The organism is Streptomyces sp. NPDC097640, assembly GCF_040302705.1.
Classification (GTDB): Bacteria; Actinomycetota; Actinomycetes; order Streptomycetales; family Streptomycetaceae; genus Streptomyces.
In genome coordinates, this window is record NZ_JBEOSB010000001.1 from 450,256 (window position 1) to 474,085 (window position 23,830).

The window sequence follows — 23,830 nt, forward strand, 5'->3', positions numbered from 1 at the left end:
GTCCCGTCCCCGCCCGGTCGTCCGCCGCCGGTCAGTCTTCCGCTCTTGCGGGGCGGATCCGCACGAGTATGAGTGCGCCATGTGAACCGGGAGGCCCGGCCGACGCAAAGCGGCAGGTGACGGCGGCCGGCCGGCCGGAGACTCACAGAAACTCACAGAAAGCGGTGCCGGTGGCGGAGCCCCACGCGCGTTCCGCGTCGCGCCGGCCGACGGCGACCAGCTCGGCGTGCGGCGAGGACCTCAGGGCGGCGGCGACCACCCTGCCGATCCCGGCGGTCGAGAGCATGCCCCAGCGGACCGGCTTCATCGGGCGCCTCCGACGGGCACGACGCGTCCGGTACGCAGGCTCTCCTCGGCCGCGTCGGCCACCGCCAGAGCGGCACGGCCGTGACCGCCCGGGTCAGGAGATCGACGTGGGCTTCCACGGGACGGGGTCGCAGACCCGCACGAGTTCGGCCTTCGGGTGACTCGTCGTCAAGGGTTGACTTAGATCGATCTATGCTGGTCGCCAGACGGTGCGGGCGTAAGCCCTGCCGCAGCCGAGGCCCCGGAGGTCGTATGTCCACCCCAAAGGCGTCCCGCCCCCCGGGTTCGAAGGGCGACCCCTCGGAGGCGGGCGCGGGGCGACGGCCGATTCTGCTGGACGTCGCGCGCCGCGCCGGCGTGTCGCGGGCGACGGCCTCGCTGGTCATACGGGACGCGGCGGGCCCGAGCGCCGAATCCCGCGAGCGTGTGCTCAGGGCGGCCGCCGAGCTCGGCTACCGCGCCGATCAGGCCGCGCGGTCGCTTCGGCGCCGGAACAGCCGGCTGATCGGGGTGATGTTCAGCGTCGAGGAGCCCTTCCACGCCGATCTGATCAAGAGCATCTACGCCGCCACCGAAGAGGTCGGCTATGACGTGGCGCTCAGCGCGGTGGCCCCGAGCCACGACGAGCGCCGCGCTGTCGAGGCGCTCATCGCCTCCCGCTGCGAGGCGGTGATCCTGATCGGTGCGCGCGAGGCGTGCACCATCGACTTCGGCACCCGGCTCCCGGTGGTGGAGATCGGCCGCCCGCCCAACGAGACGGTGTTCGACGCGGTCCACACCGCCGACGACGAGGGCGCCCGGCTCGCCGTGGACCACCTCGTCTCGCTGGGGCATCAGGAGATCGTCCACATCGACGGCGGCGAACAGCCCGGTGCGGCCGCGCGGCGGGCGGGCTATCTGGACGCGATGCGGGGCCATGGGCTGGAGAGCCGGGCGCGGGTGCTGCCGGGCGACTACACCGAGCTGTCCGGCTCCGGGGCGGCGCGCGCCCTGCTGGCGGGCGGCGAGCTTCCCACGGCCGTCGTCGCGGGCAACGACCAGTGCGCCATCGGACTGCTCGTCGAACTGCGTCGCGCCGGGGTCGACGTCCCCGGCCGGGTCTCGGTCGTGGGCTATGACGACAGCAGCCTCGCGCGGCTCGCGCACATCGACCTCACCACCGTGCGCCAGGACACCGAGCAGCTGGCCCGGCTCGCCGTCCAGGCCGCCGTCGCACGGCTCGACGCGGGCCTGGAGGGCGAGACCCGGGACTTCAGCCTCGCCCCCCACCTGGTGATCCGCGGATCGACCGGCCCGGCGCGCTGACGGACACGGGCTGCCGCACGGGCCCGTCACCCACAACGTCCGTCACGCGAGACCGCGCGGGCGATCGCCGGAGGCCGCCCGGCGAGACGGGGAGGTCGCCGGGCGGCCCGGGGTCAGGCGCAGTTGGCGGGGGCCGCCTGCGACGCGTCGTCGATCAGCGCCTCGTGTGCCGCCTTGAGCCGCCGTACATCGGGCTTGACGACCTTGCGGTCGTAGGTGAGCAGCCCGTTGAGCTCGCCCTCGACGTCCGAGATCTGGGTGTACACCGCGCCGTTGCCACCCTTGCAGGCCAGGGCGTGCACCTCGGCCAGCTTGGTCAGGTAGTCATCGGTGTAGGTGGCCGGGTCGACGTCGACGTAGGACTGCTGTACCGACCAGGCGTGTCCGGGCACGGCCAGGCCGAGGCCGCCGTACTCGCCGCTGACCTGGGCGCGCTTGCCGTCCGGGTGCGGGGGCAGCGCGGGGCTCGGGTAGCCGTGTTCGTCCATGATGTCGCCGGTGCCGCCGTCCGCGCCGAGATTGAGGCCCGACATGCTGTTGACCAGCCGGGTCGGGTCCCAGGCCTTGGCCTGGTCGGCGATGCGGGCCATGTCGTACTGGCCCCAGCCCTCGTTGAAGGTGACCCACATGACGACCGACGGGCTGCTGATGTGCTCGTCGATCATCTGCTTCATCTCGCGCTCGTACTCGGCGCGGGAGGCCGCGTCCGGGTTGACCCCCGCGGTCATCGCGGGCATGTCCTGCCACACCAGCAGGCCCAGCCGGTCCGCCCAGTAGAACCAGCGGTCCGGTTCGACCTTGATGTGCTTGCGGACCGAGTTGAAGCCCATTTCCTTGTGCGCCCGCAGGTCGTAGGCCAGGGCCTCGTCGCTGGGCGCGGTGTGCAGGCCGTCCGGCCAGAAGCCCTGGTCGAGGGTGGCCATCATGAACACCGGCTTGCCGTTGAGGACCGTGCGCGGGGTGCCGTTCACGTTCTCGACCGCGATGGAGCGCATGCCGAAGTAGCTGCGGACGCGGTCGGAGCCGACACTCACCTTCAGGTCGTAGAGGAACGGATCGTCGGGCGACCACAGGCGCGCGTTGTGGATCTTCAGGGTGAGCGGGGCGCCGCTGCGCCCGCTGACGGTGGCGACGGCCTGCTTGCCGTCGTAGGCCGTCGCCGTGACCGGCAGACCGTCCCGTACGCCCCGCGGCTCGACCGTCACGGTGCCCGCAGCCACATCCGGGGTGAGCTTGAGCGAATCGACATGGTCGGCCGCGACCGGCTCCAGCCACACCGTCTGCCAGATGCCCGAGGACGGCGTGTACCAGATGCCGCTGGGGTCGAGGCGCTGCTTGCCGAGGGGCGGGTTCTCGCCGCTCGCGGCGTCGGTCGGGTCGTAGACGCCGACGATCAGCTCCTGGGTGCGGCCCGGCTTGAGGGCGTCGGTGATGTCGGCGCTGAACTTGTCGTAGCCGCCCTGGTGATCGGCGACCTTGGCGCCGTTGACATAGACCTCCGTCCGCCAGTCGACCGCGCCGAAGTTCAGCCGCAGCTGCTTGCCGGAGCCGATCTTCCAGTCGGCCGGGACGGTGAAGGTGCGCCGGTACCACATGCGGTCCTCGTGCCGCTCGATGCCCGACAGCTGGGACTCCACGGGGTACGGGACGAGGATCCGCTCGGCGAGGTTCCTGCCCACCGGCGGCTGTTCGCCCGACTTGGCCGCGGCGAACTGCCAGGTGCCGTTGAGGTTCTTCCAGTCGCCGCGGGTCAGCTGCGGTCTCGGGTACTCGCGGTGGGCGTTGGCCGGGGTGACGTCATCGGCCCACCGGGTGCGCAGTTCGTACGTCGAGTGGTTGGCGCCGCTGCTCCAGAAGGGCTTGACAACGTTGCCGGTCGTGCCGGTGAGGCCGCCCGTTCCGTCGTAGCGGACGTCGGCGGTGCCGCGTGCGGTGCCGGTCTTGTTGCCGACGACGGGCTCCTCGAGCGCGACCAGCAGCGACTTGGGGTCGGCCTGGTCCAGCCGGGCCTTGCCGAGCGGCCAGGTGGCGCCGCCGATCACCGCGGTCAGGTGGTCGGTGAGCCCGGCCGGGGGCGTCTGGAGCTTCTGGGCGAAGTCGAGCTTCAGCGTCCGGCCGTCCCCCAGGACCGTGGTGGCGATGGCGCCGTCGTAGTCGTAGCCCTCGGGCAGCAGGAAGGCGGACTGCGGGACGCGTGTCTTCGTGCCGCCGGGCGGTGTCCAGCGCACATGAAGGTTGGAGCCTCCGTAGTGCTCGAAGTACTCGACCTTGATGTCGTACGCCGTGTCCGCCGTCAACTCCACCGGCGCGCTGGTCTGTTCGCGGTCCCAGTCGTCGACCCAGTGGTCGATGACGAGCTTGTCGCCGACCCAGAGGCGGAAGCCGTTGTCCCCGGTGATCGAGAAGGTGGTGGGGCCGGTCTTCTCCGGCACGATCCGGCCGGTCCAGCGGACGCTGACGTCGTCCGAACGGCCGGTGGCGGAACTCAGCCGGGACTCCAGGGAGTCGAAGTCGAGCTGCGGGTCGAATCCGGTGGCCTTGAGCTCGTGGAAGTCGAAGGCGCCAGGGGCGGACTGGGTGTAGTACTCGCCCTTGAGGCCGTGAATCTCGGCGGGATCGTCCGCGGCCGTCGCGGCGGGCGCGGCGGCCAGTCCCGCGGCACCCAGCACCGCCGCGAGGAGCGGGGCGAGTCGGTTTCTCAGCGGTCTGAACGGACTTAACGATCTGATGCGCACGAATCCTCCTTGGCTGAGGAAGGGTGGCGGCTCGGTGCTTCAGTCTGTACAACGTTGTCATCAGGAGCAGTTGGCATGAGAGCACGGCTTCCGGTTGTAAGTCCAGACCATGCACAGGCTCCCGGTTCAGGAGCACCCGCCGATGCCGAGGAGATCCCGGGACGGCGCTGAGGCCAGGTGCGACGAGCGACGACATCGCGGTGAGGAGATCGAGATGACCGATGAGACCACCGGGATCAGCAGACGTGGCCTGCTCGTCCACGGCGCCGGGGCCGTCACGGGAAGCGCGCTGCTGGGAACACTCGCCGGACCCCTGCCCCGAGCGGAGGCGGCCCCGCGCCAGGGCTCCGCGGAGAAGGTGGTGCTGCGCGACGACTTCTCGCGGATCGGCGGCTGGGAACGGCAGGGCGTGATCCTGAGCCGGTCACTGCCCTGGGAGAGCTCCCTGATGCAGGACCCCTGCCTGGTGTACGGCGAGGGCGGAGGGCCGCTGTTCAGGATGTGGTACGGATCGCTGCACGCCGTGGGCTATGCGACCAGCGGCGACGGCGTCCACTGGACCAAGGCCGCCGATCCCGTGCTGAGACCCACCCTGCCCTCCGAGAGCAACGCGCTCAACCAGCCCAGCGTCGTCCACCAGGACGGCCGGTGGCACATGACCTACTTCGGAGTGGCGGGCGACGGGAACGGCCAGATCCACTATGCGACGGCGGACGACCCGGCGGGACCCTGGGAGAAGCACGGCGTCGTCCTGACCTCGACCATGCCCTGGGAAGACCGCTGGATCTACAACTCCTCCCTCATGTACGACGCGGCCGCGCGCTTATGGAAGATGTGGTACACCGCAGGGAAGATCGCCTCCGCGGGCGGCGAACCCGAGTACATCTGCTACGCGACCGCGAGGACACCGGCCGGTCCCTGGACGAAGTATCCGGGCAACCCCGTCATCCGGCCCATGGACGACGGCGGATGGGCGTCCTTGGGGGTGGGCGGCTCCAACGTCCGCAGACTGGGCAACGGCGACTACGAGACGCGGATCGTCGGCTGGCAGGCGGACTACCCGTCCCGGGGCGGCCGCCTGACCTCCCGCGACGGCATCGGCTGGCGGCTCGACCGCACCGCCATGGACCTCGACCTCGGCGTGGCGGACGGCCCCGAGGACAGGATGATCTATCGCCAGTTCGTGGTGGAGCACGAGGGGAGGGAGTACCTCTACTACAACACCAAGAACCATCTCCCCGAGTGGACCGAGACCATCAACCTCGCCATCCGGAACGACCGTCTGGAGATCATCGACCCGGCCAAGTGGTGCATGACCCAGGACTGGCAGGTGCCCAACGGCGCGTCGTTCGAGGTGCGCGACGGGTGCGCGGTGTCCCTGGGCAACGCCCCGGACGGGCATGGCCAGACACTTCAGGGGAATGTGCGGATCGACTCCCTGGACTACGCGGTGTCCGCGTCGGTCACACCGGTCAGCGAACGTGTCGCGGACCGTGACAACGTCCTTCTCGCCCGCTTCACGGACCGCGACAGCTACTACTACGCGGGCATCGCGTCATGGGGGAACGAGTACGCCATCGGCGTGATGGCCAACGGGGTGAACACCAAACTCGCCGGTGTGGGCGCCGCCTCCGACATCAGGACCGGCGAGACACACCGTCTGAGATTCACGCTCAACGGCTCCCGGCTGGATCTCCATGACGACGACCGGATCGTCCTGTCCGTCGTCGATCCCACCCTGATACCGGCCAGGAGCTTCGTAGGCCTCCAGACCTCCACGCACACCGGCAGGGCGAAGTTCGGCGAGGTATCGGTGACGGCCCGTCCCGGCCGCCGGACGTGACCCGTTTACCTCTCATTGAGAGGTAAAGTGGAGGTGTGGCCACAGAGAACTTCCCGGACTCGTTCGCCGATGTGCTGGGCGGCGTCCAGCGGCTGATCCGGCGGCGGCTGCGGGCCGGGATGACGGAGCCGCGGCTGCGGGGTGCGCAGGTGGAGCTGTTGTGGCTGGTCATGGCCCGTCCCGGGATCCGGGTGTCGGCCGCGGCCAAGGAGCTCTACCTCGCGGGCAACTCGGTCTCCACCCTGGTGAACCAGCTGGTGAAGGCGGGCTATCTGCACCGCCAGACCGATCCCGGGGACCGGCGCTCCGGACTGCTGACGGCCACCCCCGCCGCCGAGGCCCGGCTGCGGGAGTGGAGGGCGCGGCGCGGGGCGCTGGTCCGCGAGCAGGTGGCGCGGCTGTCCGAGGACGAGCGGGCGGCGCTGGCCGCGGCCGTTCCGGCGCTGCGCAAACTGGCCGAGAACCTTCATGAGGAGGTGGACGGGCTGTGACCGACGTCTCGGAGCGCGCCACTCCGGTCGCGCTCGTCTGCGAGGGGCTGCGGTACGCGTTCGGGGCGACCAGGGCGGTCGACGGCCTGGAGCTGTCGGTCCGGACCGGCGAGGTCTTCGGGCTGCTCGGCCCCAACGGAGCGGGCAAGACCACCGCGATCCGCTGTATCACCACCCTGCTGCCGGTCCCGGCGGGCATGGTGCGGGTGTTCGGGCACGACGCGGCGAAGGAGCGGATGGCGGTCCGCAGGCTGCTGGGGTATGTACCGCAGCAGCTGTCCGCCGACGCCGGGCTCACCGGCCGGGAGAACGTGGAGCTGTTCGCCCGCGTCTTCGACGTCACCCGCCGGGAGCGGGCCGCCCGCGTGGCGCGGGCGCTGGAGGCGGTGGGCCTCACCTCGGCGGCCGACCGGCTCGCCAAGACGTACTCCGGTGGCATGGTCCGCCGCCTCGAACTGGCGCAGGCGCTGGTCAGCGCGCCCCGGCTGCTGATGCTGGACGAGCCGACGATCGGCCTGGACCCGATCGCCCGGACCAGCGTGTGGGAGCACATCAACGCGGTACGGGCGGCCACCGGGATGACCGTGCTGGTCACCACGCACTACATGGACGAGGCCGACCAGTACTGCGACCGCGTCGCGCTGATGCACCGCGGCCGGATCCACGCCCTCGGAACGCCCGACGAGCTCCGCTCCGCGCTGGCCGACCGCCGCCGGGCGGAGGGCGAGGCCGATCCGAGGCCGACCCTGGAGGACGTCTTCCGGGATGTCGCCGGCAGCGGCCTCGATGAGCAGGGAGGAGACTTCCGCGATGTCCGGAGCACCCGTCGCACCGCGTCCCGGGTCGGCTGAGGCCCCCGGGTTCGTACCGCACGCCCGGTCCGATCCGCTGCTGACCCCGCCGCGCCCCCGCACCGGCTGGCGGATGGTGCCCGCGCGGGTCGGCGCGATGTGCGTGGTCGAGTTGCAGAAGCTGCGACATGACCGCACCGAGCTGTACACCCGGGCCGTCCAGCCCGCCCTCTGGCTGCTGATCTTCGGCGAGACGTTCACCCGGCTCAAGGCCATACCGACCGGCGGCATACCGTACATCGACTATCTCGCGCCCGGCATCATCGCCCAGTCCGCGATGTTCATCGCGATCTTCTACGGGATCCAGATCATCTGGGAGCGGGACGCCGGGATCCTCACCAAACTGCTGGTCACCCCGACCCCGCGAGCCGCCCTGATCACCGGCAAGGCCTTCGCCGCCGGGGTGAAGGCGCTGATCCAGGCGGTCGTGGTGATCGTCATCGCGGCGCTGCTCGGGGTGGGGCTGACCTGGAATCCGCTGCGGCTGCTCGGGGTGGCCGTCGCGGTGATCCTCGGCTCGGCCTTCTTCTCCTGTCTGTCGATGACCATCGCGGGGATCGTGCTGACCCGCGACCGGCTGATGGGCATCGGGCAGGCCATCACCATGCCGCTGTTCTTCGGCTCCAACGCGCTGTATCCGCTGGCGCTCATGCCCGCCTGGCTCCAGGCCGTCAGCACCGCCAATCCGCTGAGCTATCAGGTCGACGCGTTGCGCGGACTGCTGCTCGGCACCCCGGACCATCTCGTACTCGACTTCGTCGTCCTGGTGCTGGCCGCGGGGGCCGGGATCGCGGCGGCCTCCTCGCTGCTGGGACGGCTGGCGCGCTGACCCGATCGGCCGGCGCCGAGCAGCAGCTCCGCGGCCACCGTCGTCCCGTCGGTGCGGACCGCCCCTGCCACGGCGGTCGCTCGGGCCCGGGTCTCGGGGGCCAGGGCCGTCCTGAGCGCGGCCGACAGGGACTCGGCGGTCGGAGTCGGGCCGTCGTGCGCCGCGCCGATGCCCAGTTCGGCCACCCGGCCGGCCCAGTACGGCTGGTCCACCATCTGGGGTACGACCACCTGGGGCGCGCCCGCCCGGGCGGCCGCCGTGGTAGTGCCCGCGCCGCCGTGGTGCACAACGGCGGCCACCCGGCCGAACAGCGCCTGGAGATTGGCCTCGCCGACGACGAAGCAGTCGTCCCGGTCGTCGACCGGGGCCAGCCCGGCCCAGCCGTGGGAGACGACCACGCGGCGGCCCTGCGCGCGGATCGCCCCGACGGCCACCCGGGCGGCGTCCTCCGGTGCGCGCATGCTGCCGAAGCCCACGTACACCGGTGGTGTGCCGGCGTCCAGGAACGCCTCCAACCCGGCCGGGAGCGGGCGTTCCCTGGGCAGGATCCACGCGCCGGTCTGCACCACATCGAGGTCCGGGGTCTCCTGCCACGGGCTCAGGGTCGGATCCGTCGCCAGCCATGGGTGGTCGGTGAAGACGTGGTCCCGGACGTTGTCCACCGGTGGCAGGCCGATCGACGCCCGGCGGGTGTTGAGCGCCGCGCCGAACAGCTCCTGGATGGCCTGGGCGTCCAGGTCCCACAGCGCCCGGTTGTCGGTCACGTCCGCCGGGAACGGCAGGCCCTCCCGCGGTGGCGGCGGGTAGTGCGGTGACGGCAGGGCGACCGGAAAGTAGCTCGCGTACACGTAGCGGATGCCCCGTTTCTCCGCCACCGACCGCGCGGCGACCTGGCTCAGGCCGGCCGCCACCAGCGCATCACAACCCTCCGCCGCCGCGCCCACCACATCGAACTGCTGGGCGACCAACTCGACGCGCCGCCACGACAGTTCAGCCTCCGACGGTGGCGTCGACCCGTGCATCAGCGGGCGGACCGGCCGGCCGAGCGGCACCATCGGCACGCCGACACCGGCCAGCAGCCGGGCGAACTCCTGGTCCGGGGGCGCGCACATCCGCACCTCCGCGCCCAGCGCCCGCAACCGCACCGCCAGCGCCACCATCGGCTCGACGTCCCCGCGCGACCCGTACGTCGACAGCAACACACGCATGCGGACTCCCGTCTCCTTGGGTAGCCGGGCTCGGGTATCCGGGCTCGGTCCCGGCTCAGCTCTTGAGCGGGCCGCCGTTGATGGCCACCCGGCGGCCGTAGCGGGTGTGCGGGTAGTAGTCGTACGTCGCGTGGTGCTGGACGCAGCGGTTGTCCCAGAACACCAGGGTGTCGGGCTCCCAGCGCACCCGGCAGGAGAGCAACGGGCGTTCCGCGACCACCTTGAAGAGCAGGTCCAGTACCGCTCGGCTCTCGTCGCCCGACAGCTGCGGGATACGGTCGGTGTAGGCGGGGTTGACGTAGAGGACCCGGCGGTCGGTCTCCGGGTGCCGGACCACCAGCGGGTGCTCGAACTTCGGCACCACGTAGTCCGGTGGCAGGGGGTACCCCTTGAGCGACAGCCCGCCGTCGTGCACGGCGGTCAGCCCGTCCAGCAGCCCGCGCAGCGCGGGGGAGAGCATGTCGTAGGCCAGGTACATGTTGGCGAACAGGGTGTCGCCGCCGCAGCCCGGCTCGGGTGTCCGGGTGATGTGCAGCATCGAGCCGAGCGACGGCTCCGCGTCCGCGGTGCCGTCGGCGTGCCAGCCGTTTCCCGCCACGTTGCTCGCCTCGGCGCTGGTGCGGATCTCCAGCACGTACGGGTCGCCCTCCGGCGGCGGCGGGTTGACCGGACGGGGTTCGCCGAAGTGGCCGGCGAACCGCTTGTGGTCGTCCACGCTGATGTCCTGCCGGCGGAAGACCAGCACATGGTGGTCGAGGAAGGCGCGGCGGACCTCGGCCAGCTGTTCCTCGGTCAGCTCCCGGGTGAGGTCAAGACCGGAGACCTCGGCGCCGATGACCGGGGTGATCGGCGCGACCTCGATGGTACGGTACTCGGCCCGTGGCCGGGTGGTGATCCGCTTGATGGCGTCCAGTTCGTAGTCTTCCATGGCTCTCCCTGCCGGTATGGGGGCGGATGGTTCCGGGCGGCCGGTTCCGGGCGTCAGCGCCGACCGGCTACCTCGCGGTGGACGTCGTTGACCGCGGTTGTCACCGCCGCCACATGGGGTGGCCGGACCAGGCCGTAGTGGGTGGTCTCCAGCTCCTCCCAGGCGCCCGGCGCGGTCAGATGGGCCCGCCACAGCTCCCGCTGCTCGGCGGGCGAGCCGAGGGGCGGCAGACCCTGCTCCGGGAGCCGGGCCAGCCACATCCGGGCCGGGGTGGCGGCCAGCCGCGGCAGCCGGTGCCCGGCCATGGCACGGAGGTTGGCCAGGCAGCGCCGGGTGAGGCGGTCGGCGTACTCCCGGGCCGCCTCGCCGTCCCGGCCACCGCCGCCGAGCCCCAGCTCATGCGCGAAGAGCGCCTGCAACTCCGCCTCGCCGTACGTCCGGTAGAGCGGTCCTGAGCCGGGTGGCGGCGGGTCCAGCAGGTGGAGTGTGTCCACGGGCCGGCCGGCCGCCTCCGCTTCGGCGGCCATGCCGAGGGCCACCCAGGCGCCGAACGACCACCCGGCGAGCTGCCGGTGCCAGCCGGCGGCCGGGAAGCGCGCCTCCAGCGCCGCGTGGTAGTGGCGGGCCCGCTCGGCGATGGTCCACTCCGGGCCGCCGGGCCGGCGCAGCGCCGGGTCGGCGATCAACGCCACGGTCAGCCGCGGGTCGAGGCCCGCGACCAGCGCGCGGTACGCCTGGATGTCCCCGCCGACCGGGTGCACCAGGCACAGCACCTCGGTTCCGGTGCCCTGCTGCCACACCTCGAGCGCCACCTGCGATCCGGCCACCGGGACGGCATCGGCCGCCCCGGCCGTACCGCCGGTGTCGCACGCCGCGGTGCGGGCCCGGTCCAGCAGGGTCAGCACCTCGTTCAGCGAGACCTGGTGGCTCAGCTCGGCCAGGTCGAGCTCCACGTCGAAATGGCGCTTCATCTCGCCGATGAGGTCCAGCAGGGTCAGCGAGTCGGCGCCCAGGTCGTAGAGCGAGGTGTCCGGGTCGAGGGCGTCAAGACCCAGCCACTCGCACAGCCGGTCGCCCAGCAGCCCGGCCGGTTCGCTCCCGCTCTCCGCGGGGCCGGGCCGCGAGCCCGCGGTGTCCGGCACCATGCCGGTGTCCGATGTGGCCGCGGTGGTGGGGGCGGGTGCGGGTCCGGCGTAGAAGGCGCGGGACGCCTCCAGTTCGGTGGTGGAGACCAGCACCTGCGGCAGTTGTGCGGCCAGCGCCCGCGCGAAGGTCCGGCGGCCCTCCGCCACCGTCAGCCCGACCGCCAGATGGGCCTGGTGGCGGGCGTCCGAGGCCGGGGCGCGCAGCGCCATCCCGGCCTCGCGCCACACGTCCCAGCCGATGGCCAGCCGGAGCGTCGCCCCGCCGCCCTCCGGCTCGTGGTGTGCGAAGGCGTCCAGCACCCCGGCCGCCGCGGCGTAGTCGAGCTGGCCGACCCCGCCCAGCGTCCCGGCCATGGAGGAGCAGTAGACGGCGAGCCGCGGCCGGAACCGCTCCACCAGGCGCTCCACCAGCAGCGCACCGTGCAGCTTGGCGAGCGAACCGGCCCGCGCCACGGCGGGGTCGCGGCGCGCGATCAGCCCTCCCGCCCCCGCGCCGGCCGCGTGCACCACGGTGTCCAGCCGTCCGGTGCGGTCGGCGACGAGAGCGACGAGAGCGGCGAGTCGCTCCGGGGAGCCGGCGGCGGAATCCGCGGCCAGGTCGGCCTCGACCAGCTCGATCCGGTCGGCCCATGGCGCCAGCGCGCCCGGCAGTTCCGGCCGCCGGGCCAGCAGCAGCACCCGGCCGGCGGTCCGCTCCAGCAGCCAGCCGGCGATCGTGGCGCCGATTCCGCCGGTGCCGCCCAGCACCAGGTGGGCCGTCTCCGCCCCGGTCGGCAACACCGGGTCGGCGGCCGGCCAAGGAGCCGCCACCGGCACCGTGGCACGCCGCCACCAGTAGCCGTGGCGCAGCGCCAGGTGCGCCGGCAGTGGCTCGTCGGCGCTGTCGGCGGCCAGCAGCGCCGCCAGTGGCGCCGCCCAGCCGGCCGGCGCGGCGGCCGGGAGGTCGACCCAGTGCCCGGCGGCGGCGCCCTCCTGCGGCGCCACCTCGGTGACCCCGGCGAGCAGCGCCGTCTCGGGCCGGTCCACCGGGCCGTCCACCGGCCGGGCCCGGTACGACAGCCACACCGGGCGCGGCGTGATGCCGGTGCGGCCGGCCGCCGCCCGGACCAGCGCGGCCGGAGCGTCCAGGCAGGCCCAGCGGGCCCGGCGCAGCAGGTCGGTGTCGACCGGGCCCGCCACGCTCAGCGGCAGGGCGTGCAGCCAGTCCACGGCGCCCAGGCCGCCCAGCGCGTCCAGCAGCGCGCCGAGCGAGGCCGGGTCGGCCGGGTCCACGAGGTAGGAGTCGTCGTCGAGCCGGGCGAACCCGCCCGCGGCGGCCACCAGCACCACCCGCGGACGGGCCGAGCGCAGCGCCCGCACCTGCTCCGGGTCGGCCGGGCCGTCCGTGACCAGGACCAGCGGGCGGGCAGCGGCAGCCGGGGCGGTGGCGCCCGCCCGGCGGAACCGGACCCAGTGCGGCTGGTGCAGCCACCGCTCCTCGGCCAGCCGGGCCGGCCAGCCGGCACCGGTCGGCGCCGGCCCGGCCGCCGCCCGCTCGACGTCGTACTCCGCCCGGTCGAAGGAAGGCGGGGGGAAGTCCCACGGCGGCTGCGCCGGCCCCGCCGGCCAGCCGATCCGCCGGCCGGCCAGCCAGTCGGCGACCAGCCGCGGCGCGCCGCGGTCCGCCGCCGGGACCGGCCCGGTGTCCGGATGGTCCGGCCGTACCTCGGTGGTGGCGGCGGTGCGCAGCCACCGCACCGCCGAGGCCGGGTCCGGGCAGACCGCCGCCATCCGCCGGCGGCGGGCCGGTCGGCCGGCCTGGAGATGGCGCAGCACCGCCGGGTACTCCTCCGGGCGCTCCGCGAGGTACGCGGCGATCCGGTCCGCGTCGGCGCGCAGCGCCGCCTCGCTGGAGGCGGACAGCAGCAGACAGGGCGGTGGCGCGTCGGCCGGCCGCCCCGGCTCGCCCGCTTCGATCACCGCGTGCGCGTTGGCGCCCCCGATGCCGAAGCTGCTGACCGCCGCCACCCGCGGCCGGTCGGCCGGCCAGGGCAGCGCCTCGGTCGGCACATAGAACGGTGTCGGGTCGGGGCCGAGCCGAGGGTTGAGGGCGCGGAAGTCCAGCGTGGGCGGGATCAGGCCGTGGTGGACACACAGCGCCGCCCGGACCAGCCCGACCACGCCGGCCGCCGCGCCCAGGTGGCCGATCTGGCTCTTGACCGAGCTCAGCGCGGTACGGCCGGACTCCGGCACCTCGAACGCCTGGCGCAGCGCGCCGACCTCGACCGGATCACCGAGCCGGGTGCCGGTGCCGTGCGCCTCGACATAGCCGAGGTCGGCGCCGGTACGCCCGCTGCGGCGCAGCGCGGTCCGGATCACCTCGCGCTGGCCGGCGAGCGAGGGGGCGCTGTAACCGAGTTTGTCCGAACCGTCGTTGTTCACCGCCGACCCGGTGATCAGCGCGTAGACCGTGTCACCGGCGCTGCGGGCCAGCCGCAGCGGCTTGAGCACCAGCATGCCGACCCCGCTGGAGCCGACGGTGCCGGTGGCGTCGTCGCTGAAGGACCGGCAGTGGCCGTCCACCGAGTAGATGTGCTGCGGCCGGTAGCGGTAGCCGTCGCTCAGCCCGGTGTCCACCAGCACCCCGCCGGCCACCATCACATCGGCGTCGCCCTGCCGCAGCAGCCCGGCGGCCACATGCACCGCGAAGAGCGAACTGGCGCACGCCGCCTGGACGGTGAAGGCGGGGCCGGTCAGGCCGAGGTGGTAGGCGGCCTTGGTGGCCAGAAAGTCCTTGTCGTGGTGGAGCGCGAGCTGGAATCCGTCCGGCAGCCGGTCCGGGTCGGTCTGCCGCAGCATGGCCTGGAAGTAGGTGTTCTCGCCCGCACCGGCCACCAGCCCGACCCGCAGCGCCGAGGTGTCGGCGATGCCGGCGTGCGCCAGCGCTTCGACGCAGGTCATGAGCGTGTGCCGCTGCTGTGGGTCCATCAGCCGGGCCTCCTGCCGGCTGATGCCGAAGTGTTCCGGGTCGAAGTCGAGCAGCCCGTCCATCTGGCTGCGCGCCCCCACCAGCCCGTCCGGCGCGTCGAAGTACTCGATGCCACGGCCGCCGCCGCGGATCAGCTCCCAGAAGGCCCGCAGGTCCGGGGCGCCGGCCAGCCGTACGGCCATCCCGACCACCGCGATCGGCTCCTGGTCCGCCGCGCCGGCCGAACGCGCGGCGGGGGCCGAGGGCTGGGCCGCGGCGCCCCCGCCGGAGCGGCCCGGCCCCGTGCCGTCCAGGAAACGGGCCAGCGCACGCACCGTCACCTGCTCGAACAGGTCGGTGATCTCGAACCTCAGGCCGAGCGTGGTGGTGCACCGCAGGTGGAACCGCATCAGCCCCAGGCTGGACGCGCCGGCCTCGAAGAACGTCTGGTCCGGGCCGATGGGCACACCGGTCACCGCCTCGAACGCGGCGGACAGTTCGGCCTCTCGCGCCGACAGCCGCTGTCCGTCGGCCGGGGCGCGCCGCAGCTCCCGGCCCGGGGCGCGCAGCGCCGCCCGGCGGTCCAGTTTGCCGCTCGGGGTGCGCGGCAGCGACTCCAGACGACGGAACCGGTCGATCCGTACGTGCGGCGGGAGCAGCGGCAGCAGGTGGTCGGCCAGCTCCCGGGCCGAAGGGGGTTCGTCGCGGCACTCCAGGCAGGCGGTCAGCCCGCCACCCTCCGGGACCACCACCGCGCCCGCCACCCCCGGATGGCGCAGCAGCGCCGCCTCCACCTGGCCCAGCTCCAGCCGGTGGCCGCTCAGCTTGATCTGCTGGTCGACCCGGCCGTGGTAGTGCAGCAGCCCGTCGTGGCCAAAGGCGGCCCGGTCGCCGCTGCGGTAACACAGTCCCGCTCCGGGCAGTTCGACGAAGCGCTCCCGGTTCAGCGCGCCGTCGCCCGGATAGCAGCGGGACACCATGGTGCCACCGATCAGCAGATCGCCGACGCGACCGGGTGGCAGCGGCTCGCCGGCCGGGTCCACCACCCGCAACAGCACCCCGGCCACCGGCACGCCGATGGCCGGCCGCTCCGGCCAGTGCGCCGGGTCGCCGTCCAGACACAGCGCGCTGACCACGTGTGTCTCGGTCGGCCCGTAGTGGTTGAACAACCGGGCGCCCGGCAGGCCGGCGAACCAGCGGCGGATGGCGTCGGTGCACACCAGTTGCTCGCCCGCGGTGACCACCTCGCGCAGCCGGGACGGGTAGCGGCCCAGATGGACGGCGTGTTCGGCGAGCAGTTGCAGCGCCACGTATGGCATGAAGATCCGCTCCACACCGGCCGACTCCAGCTGGTCGAGCAGCGCGGGGGCGTCCTGCCGCCAGCCGGGGCGTACGAGGTGCAGACAGCCACCGGCGCACAGGGTGGTGAAGATCTCCTGGAACGAGACGTCGAAGGACAGCATGGAGTACTGCTGGGTCACGGCCGGTGCGCCGAGACCGCCCTCGGCCGCCTGCCAGTGCAACAGGTTGGCCAGCGTGTGGTCGAAGACCTGGACGCCCTTGGGCACCCCGGTGGAGCCGGAGGTGAACAGCGTGTACAGCGGACGTCCGGCGTGCGGCGGCAGCGGTACGGCGGGCGGCTCGCCGTCCGCCAGGGTGACCGTCCGGCGTGCCGTGCCGCCCGGGTCCACCGCGTCGAACGCCGGCCCGCCGCCCGGCGCGAGGAGCACGCACACCGGGTCGACCTGGCGCAGGATCTGCCGCAGCAACCCGGTCGGATAGGCCGGGTCGAGCGGCACCGCCGTCCAGTTGAGCCGGGCCAGCGCCAGCAGCGCCACCACGTGCTCCACCGAAGGCTCCATGAACAGCGCCACCTGCCGTGGCCGCTCGTCGCCGGCCGCCAGGGGGTGACCGGCCCGCAGCTCCCCGGCGAGCGCCGCCGCCCACCGGTCAAGACGCGCATAGCCGACCGGGCCGTCCGCGGCCACCAGGGCCGGCGCGTCCGGGGCCCGGGCCACCTGGGCGGCGATCCCCTCGGCCACCGTGGTCCAGCCGCCGGTCGGCTCGGGGCCGCGCCCGAACTCCGGCAGCCCGCGCCGGTATGGGGCCGCCAGCTCGACGGGGGTGCCGGACCGGCCGGTGGCGAGCAGGTCCAGGGCGGCCCGGAACAGCCGGTCCATGGCCTCGACCTCGGCGGCCGTGAAGTGGTCGGCCGCGTACTCCCACAGGCAGTCGAAGCCGTCCGGGTGTTCCACCAGCGAGACGGTCAGCGCCACCTTGGCCTCGGCCGGTGCCCGCCACTCCGGCCGGGCGGCGATCCCGGGCAGCTCCAGCGCGCCGAAGTCGGTGTTCTCCAGGACGAACAGAATGTCGAAGGGGGACTCGCCGGCCAGATGGCCACGGTCCTCCAGCACGTCCGCGAGCGACACGTCCTGCCACTCCAGGGTTTCACGCACCGCCGCGCCCAGCCGCAGCAGCTCGGCGCGCAGCTCGCCGCGTGGCGCCACCGACACGGGCAGCAGCACGGTGTTGGCGAACATCCCGACACTCGACTCGAACTCCTGCACAGGACGGCCCGTGACCGGCGTGGCGATCCGCGGCCGGGTCCGGCCGGTCACCGCGTACAGGCTCCAGGCGAACACGCCGAGCAGCAACTCGAAGCGGCTCAGCTCCAGTTCGCCGCAGAGCCGGTCCACCGCGGCACGGCGGTCCGGGCCCAGCACGGTGTGCCACAGCCGGCCCTCGGGGCGGGGCCCGTGGCGGGCCGGGCGCAGCGGCTCGTCCGGCTCCTCCTCGGCGGCCCACCGCTCGCGCAGCCCGGCGCGGAGCGCCTGGTACCCCGCCCCGGCGAACCAGTCGGCCTGCCAGGCCGCGTGGTCCAGCGGGGTGGGCGCCCCGGACACCTCCGGCAGCGCGGTGTCCGGCGCCCCCAGCGCCCGGGCGTAGCAGGCCGACAGGTCGCCGAAGAGCACGGTCAACGACCAGCCGTCCACCGCGATGTGGTGCAGCCGAAGCAGCAGCGTGCCGCCGTTCCGCCGCGGCAGCCAGCAGGCGGCCAGCATCCGGGGGCGCGCCAGATCGTGCGGCTCGGCGAAGAACCGGTCGGCGAAGGCGGACATGGCCTCCTCATCGGCGAGCGCCGCGGCCTCCGGCTCGGTCCACGGGTCGTACGGCTCGCCCACCACTTGTAGCAGACGGTCCGGCGACGCCTCGAACCCGGTATGCAGGGCCGGATGCCGGGCCACCAGGCCGCACAGGGCCCGGTGCAGCGCGGCCCGGTCCACCGGCCCGTCCAGCCGCAGCGCCTGGCCCACCGTGTAGCCGCGGGAGCCGGGGAAGCGCTGGTGGTGCAGCCAGAGCCGCTGCTGCTCGCTGGTGGCCGGACCGCGGGTGGCACCGGACGGCGGGGCCGGCACCGGGTAGCGCGGTCCGGCCGCAGAGCCTGCCTGGTCGATCGCCTCGGCGATGGTGGCGAAGTCGGCGTGCAGCACCGCCGCTTGGCTCAGCTCGTGCCCCCAGCGGCGGCGGATCTCGAACCGGAGCCGCAGAGCCCGCAGCGAGTCGCCCCCGCTGGAGATCCATCGGTCGGTGGGGCGCAGCCCCGAAGTGGCGAGCACCGTCTCGGCCAGCTCCAGCACCTCGCGCTGCCGGGCGGTGACCGGGGCGACCGGGCCGGTGTCGGCCGAGCGCTGCCACGGGCGGTCCGTACGGCGCAACAGCGCGGCCCGGTCCACCTTGCCGTTGCCGGTCAGCGGCAGCGCGTCCACCCGGTGCACCCGGCGCGGCCTCATATAGGCCGGAACAGCGGACGTCAGATGCCGGTCGAACTCCTCGAAGCCCAGCTCCGGGCCGGCCACCAGATAGGCCAGCAGCTCGTGTCCGGCGGCCTCCGGATCCTCCCGGGTGCAGACATACGCCTGCCGGACCGCCGGGTGCGCCGCTATCCGCCGTTCCACCTCGGCCGGCTCGATCCGGAAGCCACGCACCTTCACCTGCCGGTCCATCCGGCCCAGATAGCTGATCACGCCGTCGGGGTCGGCCCGCACCAGGTCCCCGGTGCGGTAGTGGCGCTCCCGTCCGCCGTCGTACCAGGGCAGCCGGACGAACCGCCGGCCGGTCTCCTCGGGCAGGTTGCGGTAGCCGGTCGCCACGCCCGGCCCGGACAGCAGCAGCTCGGCCACCTCGCCCGGTTCGGCGACGCGTTCGGAGCCCGGCACCACCAGCAGCGCGCCGGTGCCCGGGATCGGCAGGCCGACCGGTACCACGTCCGCGTCGACGTCGCGGGGGAGCGGGTGGCTGAGCGCGATGGTGCACACCTCGGTGGGTCCGTAGGCGTTGCGCAGCACGGTGGAGGTGCCGGCGTTGTGCCCGTACCAGCGCCGCACCACGGCCGGGTTGAGCTGCTCGCCACCAATCAGCACCTCCCGGGCGCCGGCGAAGCAGGCGGGCACGGTGTCCACCACGGCGTGGAAGAGCGCGGTGGTGACCAGCACCGTGTCGATCCGCTCACGCAGCAGCGCGGCGGCGAGCCGGTGCGGCGACTGCACGTCGTCGTCCCGCAGCACCACACAGCAACCGCCGGTCAGCAGCGGTGTCCATATCTCGAAGTCGATCGCGTCGAAGGCCGGGTTGGACAGGCAGGAGTACCGCGCCCCCGCCACCGGCCGCAGCCAGCCGGGCAGGGCCATCCGCATGACACCGGCCTCCGGCAGCTCCACGCCCTTGGGCCGACCGGTGGTGCCGGAGGTGTAGAGGACCAGCCCGGCCGGCCGCTGCGGAAACCCGTCGAATTCTCCCGGCCCGGCCCGGTGGTCCGATACGGCGCTCAGCAGCCGCGCCGCCGACAGCGGACGCACCGTGGCCGGCGGGTCCTTGGGCGCCGTGGTGCCGTGCACCAGCACCACGCTGCCTGAGTCCGTCAGGATGTGCGCCTGTCGCTCCGGCGGACTCTGAGTGTCCAGCGGCACCACCCGGGCGCCCAGCCGCAGCGCACCGAGCACCACCACGACCAGTTGCCAGGATCGGGGCAGGCCGACCGCGACTGCATCGCCGGGGCGCACCCCGTGGCCGCGCAGCGCCGCGGCGACGTGAGCGCCCGCGGCGTCCAGCGCCGCGTAACTGAACCGGCGGCCCTGGTCCACCAGCGCGATCGCGTCGGGGGTGAGCCGCGTCTGGAGGTGGACGCCGTGGGCCAGACCGGTCGCCACCCTGGCCGGTATGCCGCTCGAGGTCGTCATCAGAGCCCCAGCGCCACGGACGGTACGGCCGGGCGGCCCGGCTCCGCGGCGTCCAGCCGGGCCAGTTCCGCGACGACCACCTGGGCCACCGTCGGCACCTGCGAGGCCTCCAGCAGCTCCCAGTGGCCGCAGTCGAGCGGTACCACCGTGAGCCCCGCCCCGGCCCGCCGCCGCCAGAACTCGCGGGTCGGGTGCGGGCCCGCCGCGCCCGGCCCGTCGGCGGCGGCCTCGATCAGGGTCAGCGGGGCGGTGGTCGGCCGCGGCTCGTGGTCGCGGGCGGTCATCCGGCTGTGGTTGTAGGTCGCGAAGTACCGGGTGAGCTGGGCGGCCTCGATGCCCGGATACATGCCGTTGAACCGCACCAGCTTCTCGGTGAACTCCTCGTACTCCACCGGCTGGATCGCGGCCCGCTCGGCCGGGTCGTCCGAGGCCTGGGTGTCCAGCAGTACCACGCTCAGCCGGGGGTGTCCGGCCAGCGCCAGCCGTCGGCCCATCTCATGCGCGATCAGACCGCCGTACGACAGCCCGCACAGCACCAACGACTGGTCCGGTCGGGCGTCGATCAGCTCCAGGTACGCCTGCGCCATCGCCTCGACGGTGGGCAGCGGCGCCTCGTCCGGATTGAGGCCCGGGGCCTGGACGCCCCAGACCCCGATGTCCTCGGGGAGCGCGCCGGCCAGCGGCAGGTAGCAGAAGGCGGTACCACCGGCCGGATGGACACAGATCAGCCGCCGCCGGCCGGCGCCGGCCCGGAACTCGATCAGGTTCGTGCCCGGCGGCCCGTGGGCGCCCCGGCGCAGCCGTTCGGCGAGTGCCTCGATGGTCGGATGCCGGATCACCTCGCGGATGGGCAGCGTCTCGCCGAACTCCTCGCCGATCGCGTGGGCCATCTTGATGGCCGAGATGGAGGTGCCGCCGACATCGAAGAAGTCGTCCGATATGCCGATGGCGGGGTGGAGCAGCAGCCGGGACCAGATCCGGTGCAGCGCCAGCTCCACATGGTCGCGCGGGGCCGAGGTGTTGACCTGGGCCGGCAGCGCCGCCCGGGCCCGCTCCAGCAGGGCCGCCCGGTCCAGCTTGCCACTGCGGCCCAGCGGCAGATCGGGCAGCTCCACGAAGACCGCGGGGACCATGTAGTCCGGCAGCCGCTCGGCCAGCGCCGCCCGCCACTCGTGCGGTTGCCGGGGCGGCGCCCCGCCGCGTGCGATCCCCGCCACCAGCCGTGGTTCGCCGGCCGGGTCGCGGTCGACCACCACCGCGGCCTCCCGCACCCCCGGCAGTGCCAGCAGAGCAGCCTCGACCTCGCCCGGCTCGATCCGGAAGCCGCGCAGCTTGACCTGGTCGTCGCGACGGCCGGCGTATTCGGCGTTGCCGTCCGGCAGCCGGCGGGCCAGATCGCCGGTGCGGTAGATCCGGCCGCCCGCGACGAACGGGTCGCTCCGGAACCGCTCGGCGGTCAGCTCCGGCTGGTTGAGATATCCGCGGGCCACGCCCGCCCCGCCGATGTACACCTCGCCCACCACGCCGGGCGGCACCGGCCGCATCCGCTCGTCGAGCAGATAGAGCCGGGTGCCGGGCAGTGGCCGGCCGATCGGGCACGGCCGGTCCACCGGCCGCGGATCGAGGTAGGCGGTGCTGTACAGCGTGGTTTCGGTCGGTCCGTAGCCGAAGCAGATCCGCAGCCCGGGCAGGGCCGAGGCCATCCGGTGGAGCGCCGCCTCGGGCAGCGACTCCACACCGGTCAGCAACTGGCGAAGCGCCAGCCCGGCCAGCCGGCCGTCCGGGTCCTCGTCGATCCACCGCACATAGGCCGGCGGCAGGAAGGCCTGGACCACCCGGTGTTCGCGCAGCCAGCCCATCAGCGCGGCCGGGTCGCCGCGTAACCCCTCGGGCACCAGGTGCACTTCGGCGCCCGTGGTGAGCGGCAGCAGCAGTTCGTGCACCGAGGCGTCGAATCCGATGCTGGACCAGGCCGAGGTCGCCTCGCCCGGGGTGGCGCCGAACCGCGCCAGCCACTGGTCGAAGAGGTTGAGCACATTGCCGCGGGTCACCGCGACACCCTTGGGGCGGCCGGTGGAGCCGGAGGTGTACATCACATACGCCAGATGCGAGGGCGGAACGGCGATGCCCGGTGCGTCGTCCCGCGCGCCCTCGGCCTCGACGGCCGTCAGCGACTGCCAGCCGTCCGGCGCGCCCCGCCGGTCGGTGAGCACCAGCGCCGGCCGTGCGTCGGCCACCATCGCGGCCAGCCGTTCGGCCGGCTGGCCCGGGTCGAGGGGAAGCCAGCCGGCGCCGGCCTTGAGGACGCCGAGCACCCCCACCACCAGCTCGGCCGACCGGCCGGCGTGCACCGCGACCACCTGGTCCGGGCGCACCCCGCGGGCGATCAGGGCGTGCGCCAGCCGGTTGGCCCGCCGGTCGAGGTCGGCGTAGGCCAGCCGACGCTCGCCGTCCACCACCGCTGTGGCCGCCGGGGCCGCCCGCACCCGGGCCTCGAACCGCTCGACCAGCCCGGCCGGTTCGGCGGCCCGCTCCGCTGTTCGAGCGGTGGCGTCCCAGTCGGCCAGCAGCTCGGCGGTCTCCGCCTCGTCCAGCAGCGCGTACTCGGTGACCGGCCGCCCGGGCTCCCGGGCCAGCTGCTCCAGCACCCGGACCAGATGGCGCACATGGCGTTCGACGGTCTCCCGGTCGAAGAGCGCGGTGGCGTAGTCCAGATCGCCGACGATCCGCCCCTCCGCCTCCTCCAGCGCCAGGACCAGGTCGAACTTGGCCGGGGCGAACGGCATCGGCAACAGCCGTACCGCCACCCCCGGCAGCTCCAGCACCCCCTCCATGGGCGGGACCCAGGCGAGCATGGTCTGGAACAGCGGGGTGTGCGCGGCGCTGCGCGGCGGGTTGACCAGCTCCACCACCCGCTCGAACGGCAGGTCGACGTTCTTCACCCCGGCCCGGACCGTGGCCCGTACCTGCCGCAGCAACGCGGAGCCGGTCGGCGCGTCCGCCAACTCGAACCTCAGCGCCAGCGTGTTGACGACGAAGCCCATGATGCCGCCGACATCGCCGCGCCGCCGATTGGCGGTGGGGGTGCCCACCACCAGGTCACGCTGCCCGGACAGCCGGGACAGCACGATCGACCAGCCGGTCAGCAGGGTGGCGAAGAGCGAACCTCCGTGCTCCTCGGTGACCGCCCTGAGCGCCGTGGTCAACTCCGGGCCGATCTCCAGGTGCACCCGGTCGCCGGAGTGGTCCTGCTCGGCCGGGCGCGGCCGGTCGGTCGGCAACTCCAGCAGCGGTGGCACGCCGGCCAGCTTCCCGGCCCAGTACTCCTCCTGCGCGGCGGGCTCCTCGCCGGCCATCCACGTCCGCTGCCGGTGGGTGAAGTCGGCGTACTGCCACCGTGCCGGCGGCAGCGGATCCGGCTCGCCGTGCAGCAGGGCCGCGTAGAGCGCGCCGGTCTCGCGCAGCATCATGCTCCGGGACCAGCCGTCGAACATCGCGTGATGCACGGTCAGCACGATCACATGGTGATCCGGGCCGAGCACCACCAGCCGTCCGCGGGCCAGCGGTTCGGCGGCCATGTCGAACGGCACGACGGTCTCCCGGCGCAGCAGGTCGGCCAGCCGGTCCTCGGCATCGGGGCGGCCGGTCAGATCGTCCACCGCCAGCGCGAAGCCGGTGTCCGCCGGATCGACCTGCTGGTACGCCTCGCCCTCGAACGGCACCAGCCGGGTGCGTAACGCCTCATGACGGGCGGTCAGGGCGTCCAGCGCCCGCCGCAGCACCGTCCGGTCCAGCCGTCCCCGCAGCCGGAAGGCCATCGGCTCGTTGTACGCGGCACTGGCGCCCTCCCGCTGGGAAAGCGCCCACAGCCGACGCTGGCCGTAGGAGAGCGGCGGCCGACTGTCAGGCCGCGGAACGGGGGCCGGCCCGGTTGAGGAGGCAGAACCGCACAACGATGTCATCGACAAGAGCAGCCCTTCTCACGTGTGGAGCCGGAACATGCGG

General features: G+C 73.6%; 10 protein-coding genes and 1 pseudogene. 5 read left to right on the forward strand and 6 right to left on the reverse strand.

Annotated features, from left to right (window positions below):
- Window positions 1–142: 142 nt before the first annotated feature.
- A complete protein-coding gene (locus tag ABTY62_RS01450) occupies window positions 143–307 on the reverse strand; it encodes a hypothetical protein (protein ID WP_352127276.1) in 165 nt (54 codons plus the stop codon).
- A gap of 251 nt (window positions 308–558) precedes the next feature.
- Between ABTY62_RS01450 and ABTY62_RS01455 the strand changes: the two genes are divergently transcribed.
- A complete protein-coding gene (locus ABTY62_RS01455) occupies window positions 559–1,611 on the forward strand; it encodes a LacI family DNA-binding transcriptional regulator (RefSeq protein WP_352127277.1) in 1,053 nt (350 codons plus the stop codon).
- Window positions 1,612–1,724: 113 nt separating this feature from the next.
- On the opposite strand, the gene ABTY62_RS01460 is transcribed toward ABTY62_RS01455, so the two are convergent.
- Window positions 1,725–4,280: a PA14 domain-containing protein gene (locus tag ABTY62_RS01460; protein WP_352127278.1), complete on the reverse strand. Its 2,556-nt coding sequence runs from the start codon at window positions 4,278–4,280 to the stop codon at window positions 1,725–1,727.
- A gap of 280 nt (window positions 4,281–4,560) precedes the next feature.
- Between ABTY62_RS01460 and ABTY62_RS01465 the strand changes: the two genes are divergently transcribed.
- Genes ABTY62_RS01465 through ABTY62_RS01480 form a run of 4 tightly spaced genes read left to right on the forward strand, consistent with a single transcriptional unit; the run spans window position 4,561 to window position 8,360 of the window.
- Window positions 4,561–6,189 (forward strand): hypothetical protein, encoded by a 1,629-nt coding sequence (locus tag ABTY62_RS01465; protein ID WP_352127279.1) that lies wholly within the window; start codon window positions 4,561–4,563, stop codon window positions 6,187–6,189.
- Window positions 6,190–6,224: 35 nt separating this feature from the next.
- Window positions 6,225–6,680 (forward strand): MarR family winged helix-turn-helix transcriptional regulator, encoded by a 456-nt coding sequence (locus tag ABTY62_RS01470; protein WP_352127280.1) that lies wholly within the window; start codon window positions 6,225–6,227, stop codon window positions 6,678–6,680.
- Window positions 6,677–7,531 (forward strand): ATP-binding cassette domain-containing protein, encoded by an 855-nt coding sequence (locus ABTY62_RS01475; protein ID WP_352127281.1) that lies wholly within the window; start codon window positions 6,677–6,679, stop codon window positions 7,529–7,531. The genes ABTY62_RS01470 and ABTY62_RS01475 overlap by 4 nt, the downstream gene beginning before the upstream one ends.
- Window positions 7,491–8,360, forward strand: coding sequence for an ABC transporter permease (locus ABTY62_RS01480; RefSeq protein ID WP_352127282.1), 870 nt, complete (start codon window positions 7,491–7,493; stop codon window positions 8,358–8,360). The genes ABTY62_RS01475 and ABTY62_RS01480 overlap by 41 nt, the downstream gene beginning before the upstream one ends.
- A 17-nt stretch (window positions 8,361–8,377) precedes the next feature.
- Here ABTY62_RS01480 and ABTY62_RS01485 read toward each other — a convergent pair.
- From ABTY62_RS01485 to ABTY62_RS01500, 4 genes and pseudogenes are all read right to left on the reverse strand, one after another.
- A pseudogene (locus ABTY62_RS01485) lies at window positions 8,378–9,568 on the reverse strand (glycosyltransferase); the annotation flags it as partial.
- A 55-nt stretch (window positions 9,569–9,623) separates the two neighbouring features.
- A complete protein-coding gene (locus ABTY62_RS01490; protein WP_352127283.1) occupies window positions 9,624–10,496 on the reverse strand; it encodes a TauD/TfdA dioxygenase family protein in 873 nt (290 codons plus the stop codon).
- Between the two features lie 53 nt (window positions 10,497–10,549).
- Entirely contained in the window at window positions 10,550–19,825 is a 9,276-nt protein-coding gene (locus ABTY62_RS01495) for a non-ribosomal peptide synthetase (protein ID WP_352127284.1), read from the reverse strand.
- Window positions 19,825–23,787 (reverse strand): non-ribosomal peptide synthetase, encoded by a 3,963-nt coding sequence (locus ABTY62_RS01500; protein ID WP_502997381.1) that lies wholly within the window; start codon window positions 23,785–23,787, stop codon window positions 19,825–19,827. Before ABTY62_RS01500 ends, ABTY62_RS01495 begins: the two co-directional genes overlap by 1 nt.
- Window positions 23,788–23,830 lie beyond the last annotated feature (43 nt).

Bases quoted from the DNA above. Each gene is read 5' to 3' on its own strand.
- ABTY62_RS01450 (WP_352127276.1), bottom strand. From the start codon at position 307: ATGAAGCCGGTCCGCTGGGGCATGCTCTCGACCGCCGGGATCGGCAGG.
- ABTY62_RS01455 (WP_352127277.1), top strand. From the start codon at position 559: ATGTCCACCCCAAAGGCGTCCCGCCCCCCGGGTTCGAAGGGCGACCCC.
- ABTY62_RS01465 (WP_352127279.1), top strand. From the start codon at position 4,561: ATGACCGATGAGACCACCGGGATCAGCAGACGTGGCCTGCTCGTCCAC.
- ABTY62_RS01480 (WP_352127282.1), top strand. From the start codon at position 7,491: ATGTCCGGAGCACCCGTCGCACCGCGTCCCGGGTCGGCTGAGGCCCCC.
- ABTY62_RS01490 (WP_352127283.1), bottom strand. From the start codon at position 10,496: ATGGAAGACTACGAACTGGACGCCATCAAGCGGATCACCACCCGGCCA.
- ABTY62_RS01495 (WP_352127284.1), bottom strand. From the start codon at position 19,825: ATGACGACCTCGAGCGGCATACCGGCCAGGGTGGCGACCGGTCTGGCC.
- ABTY62_RS01500 (WP_502997381.1), bottom strand. From the start codon at position 23,787: ATGACATCGTTGTGCGGTTCTGCCTCCTCAACCGGGCCGGCCCCCGTT.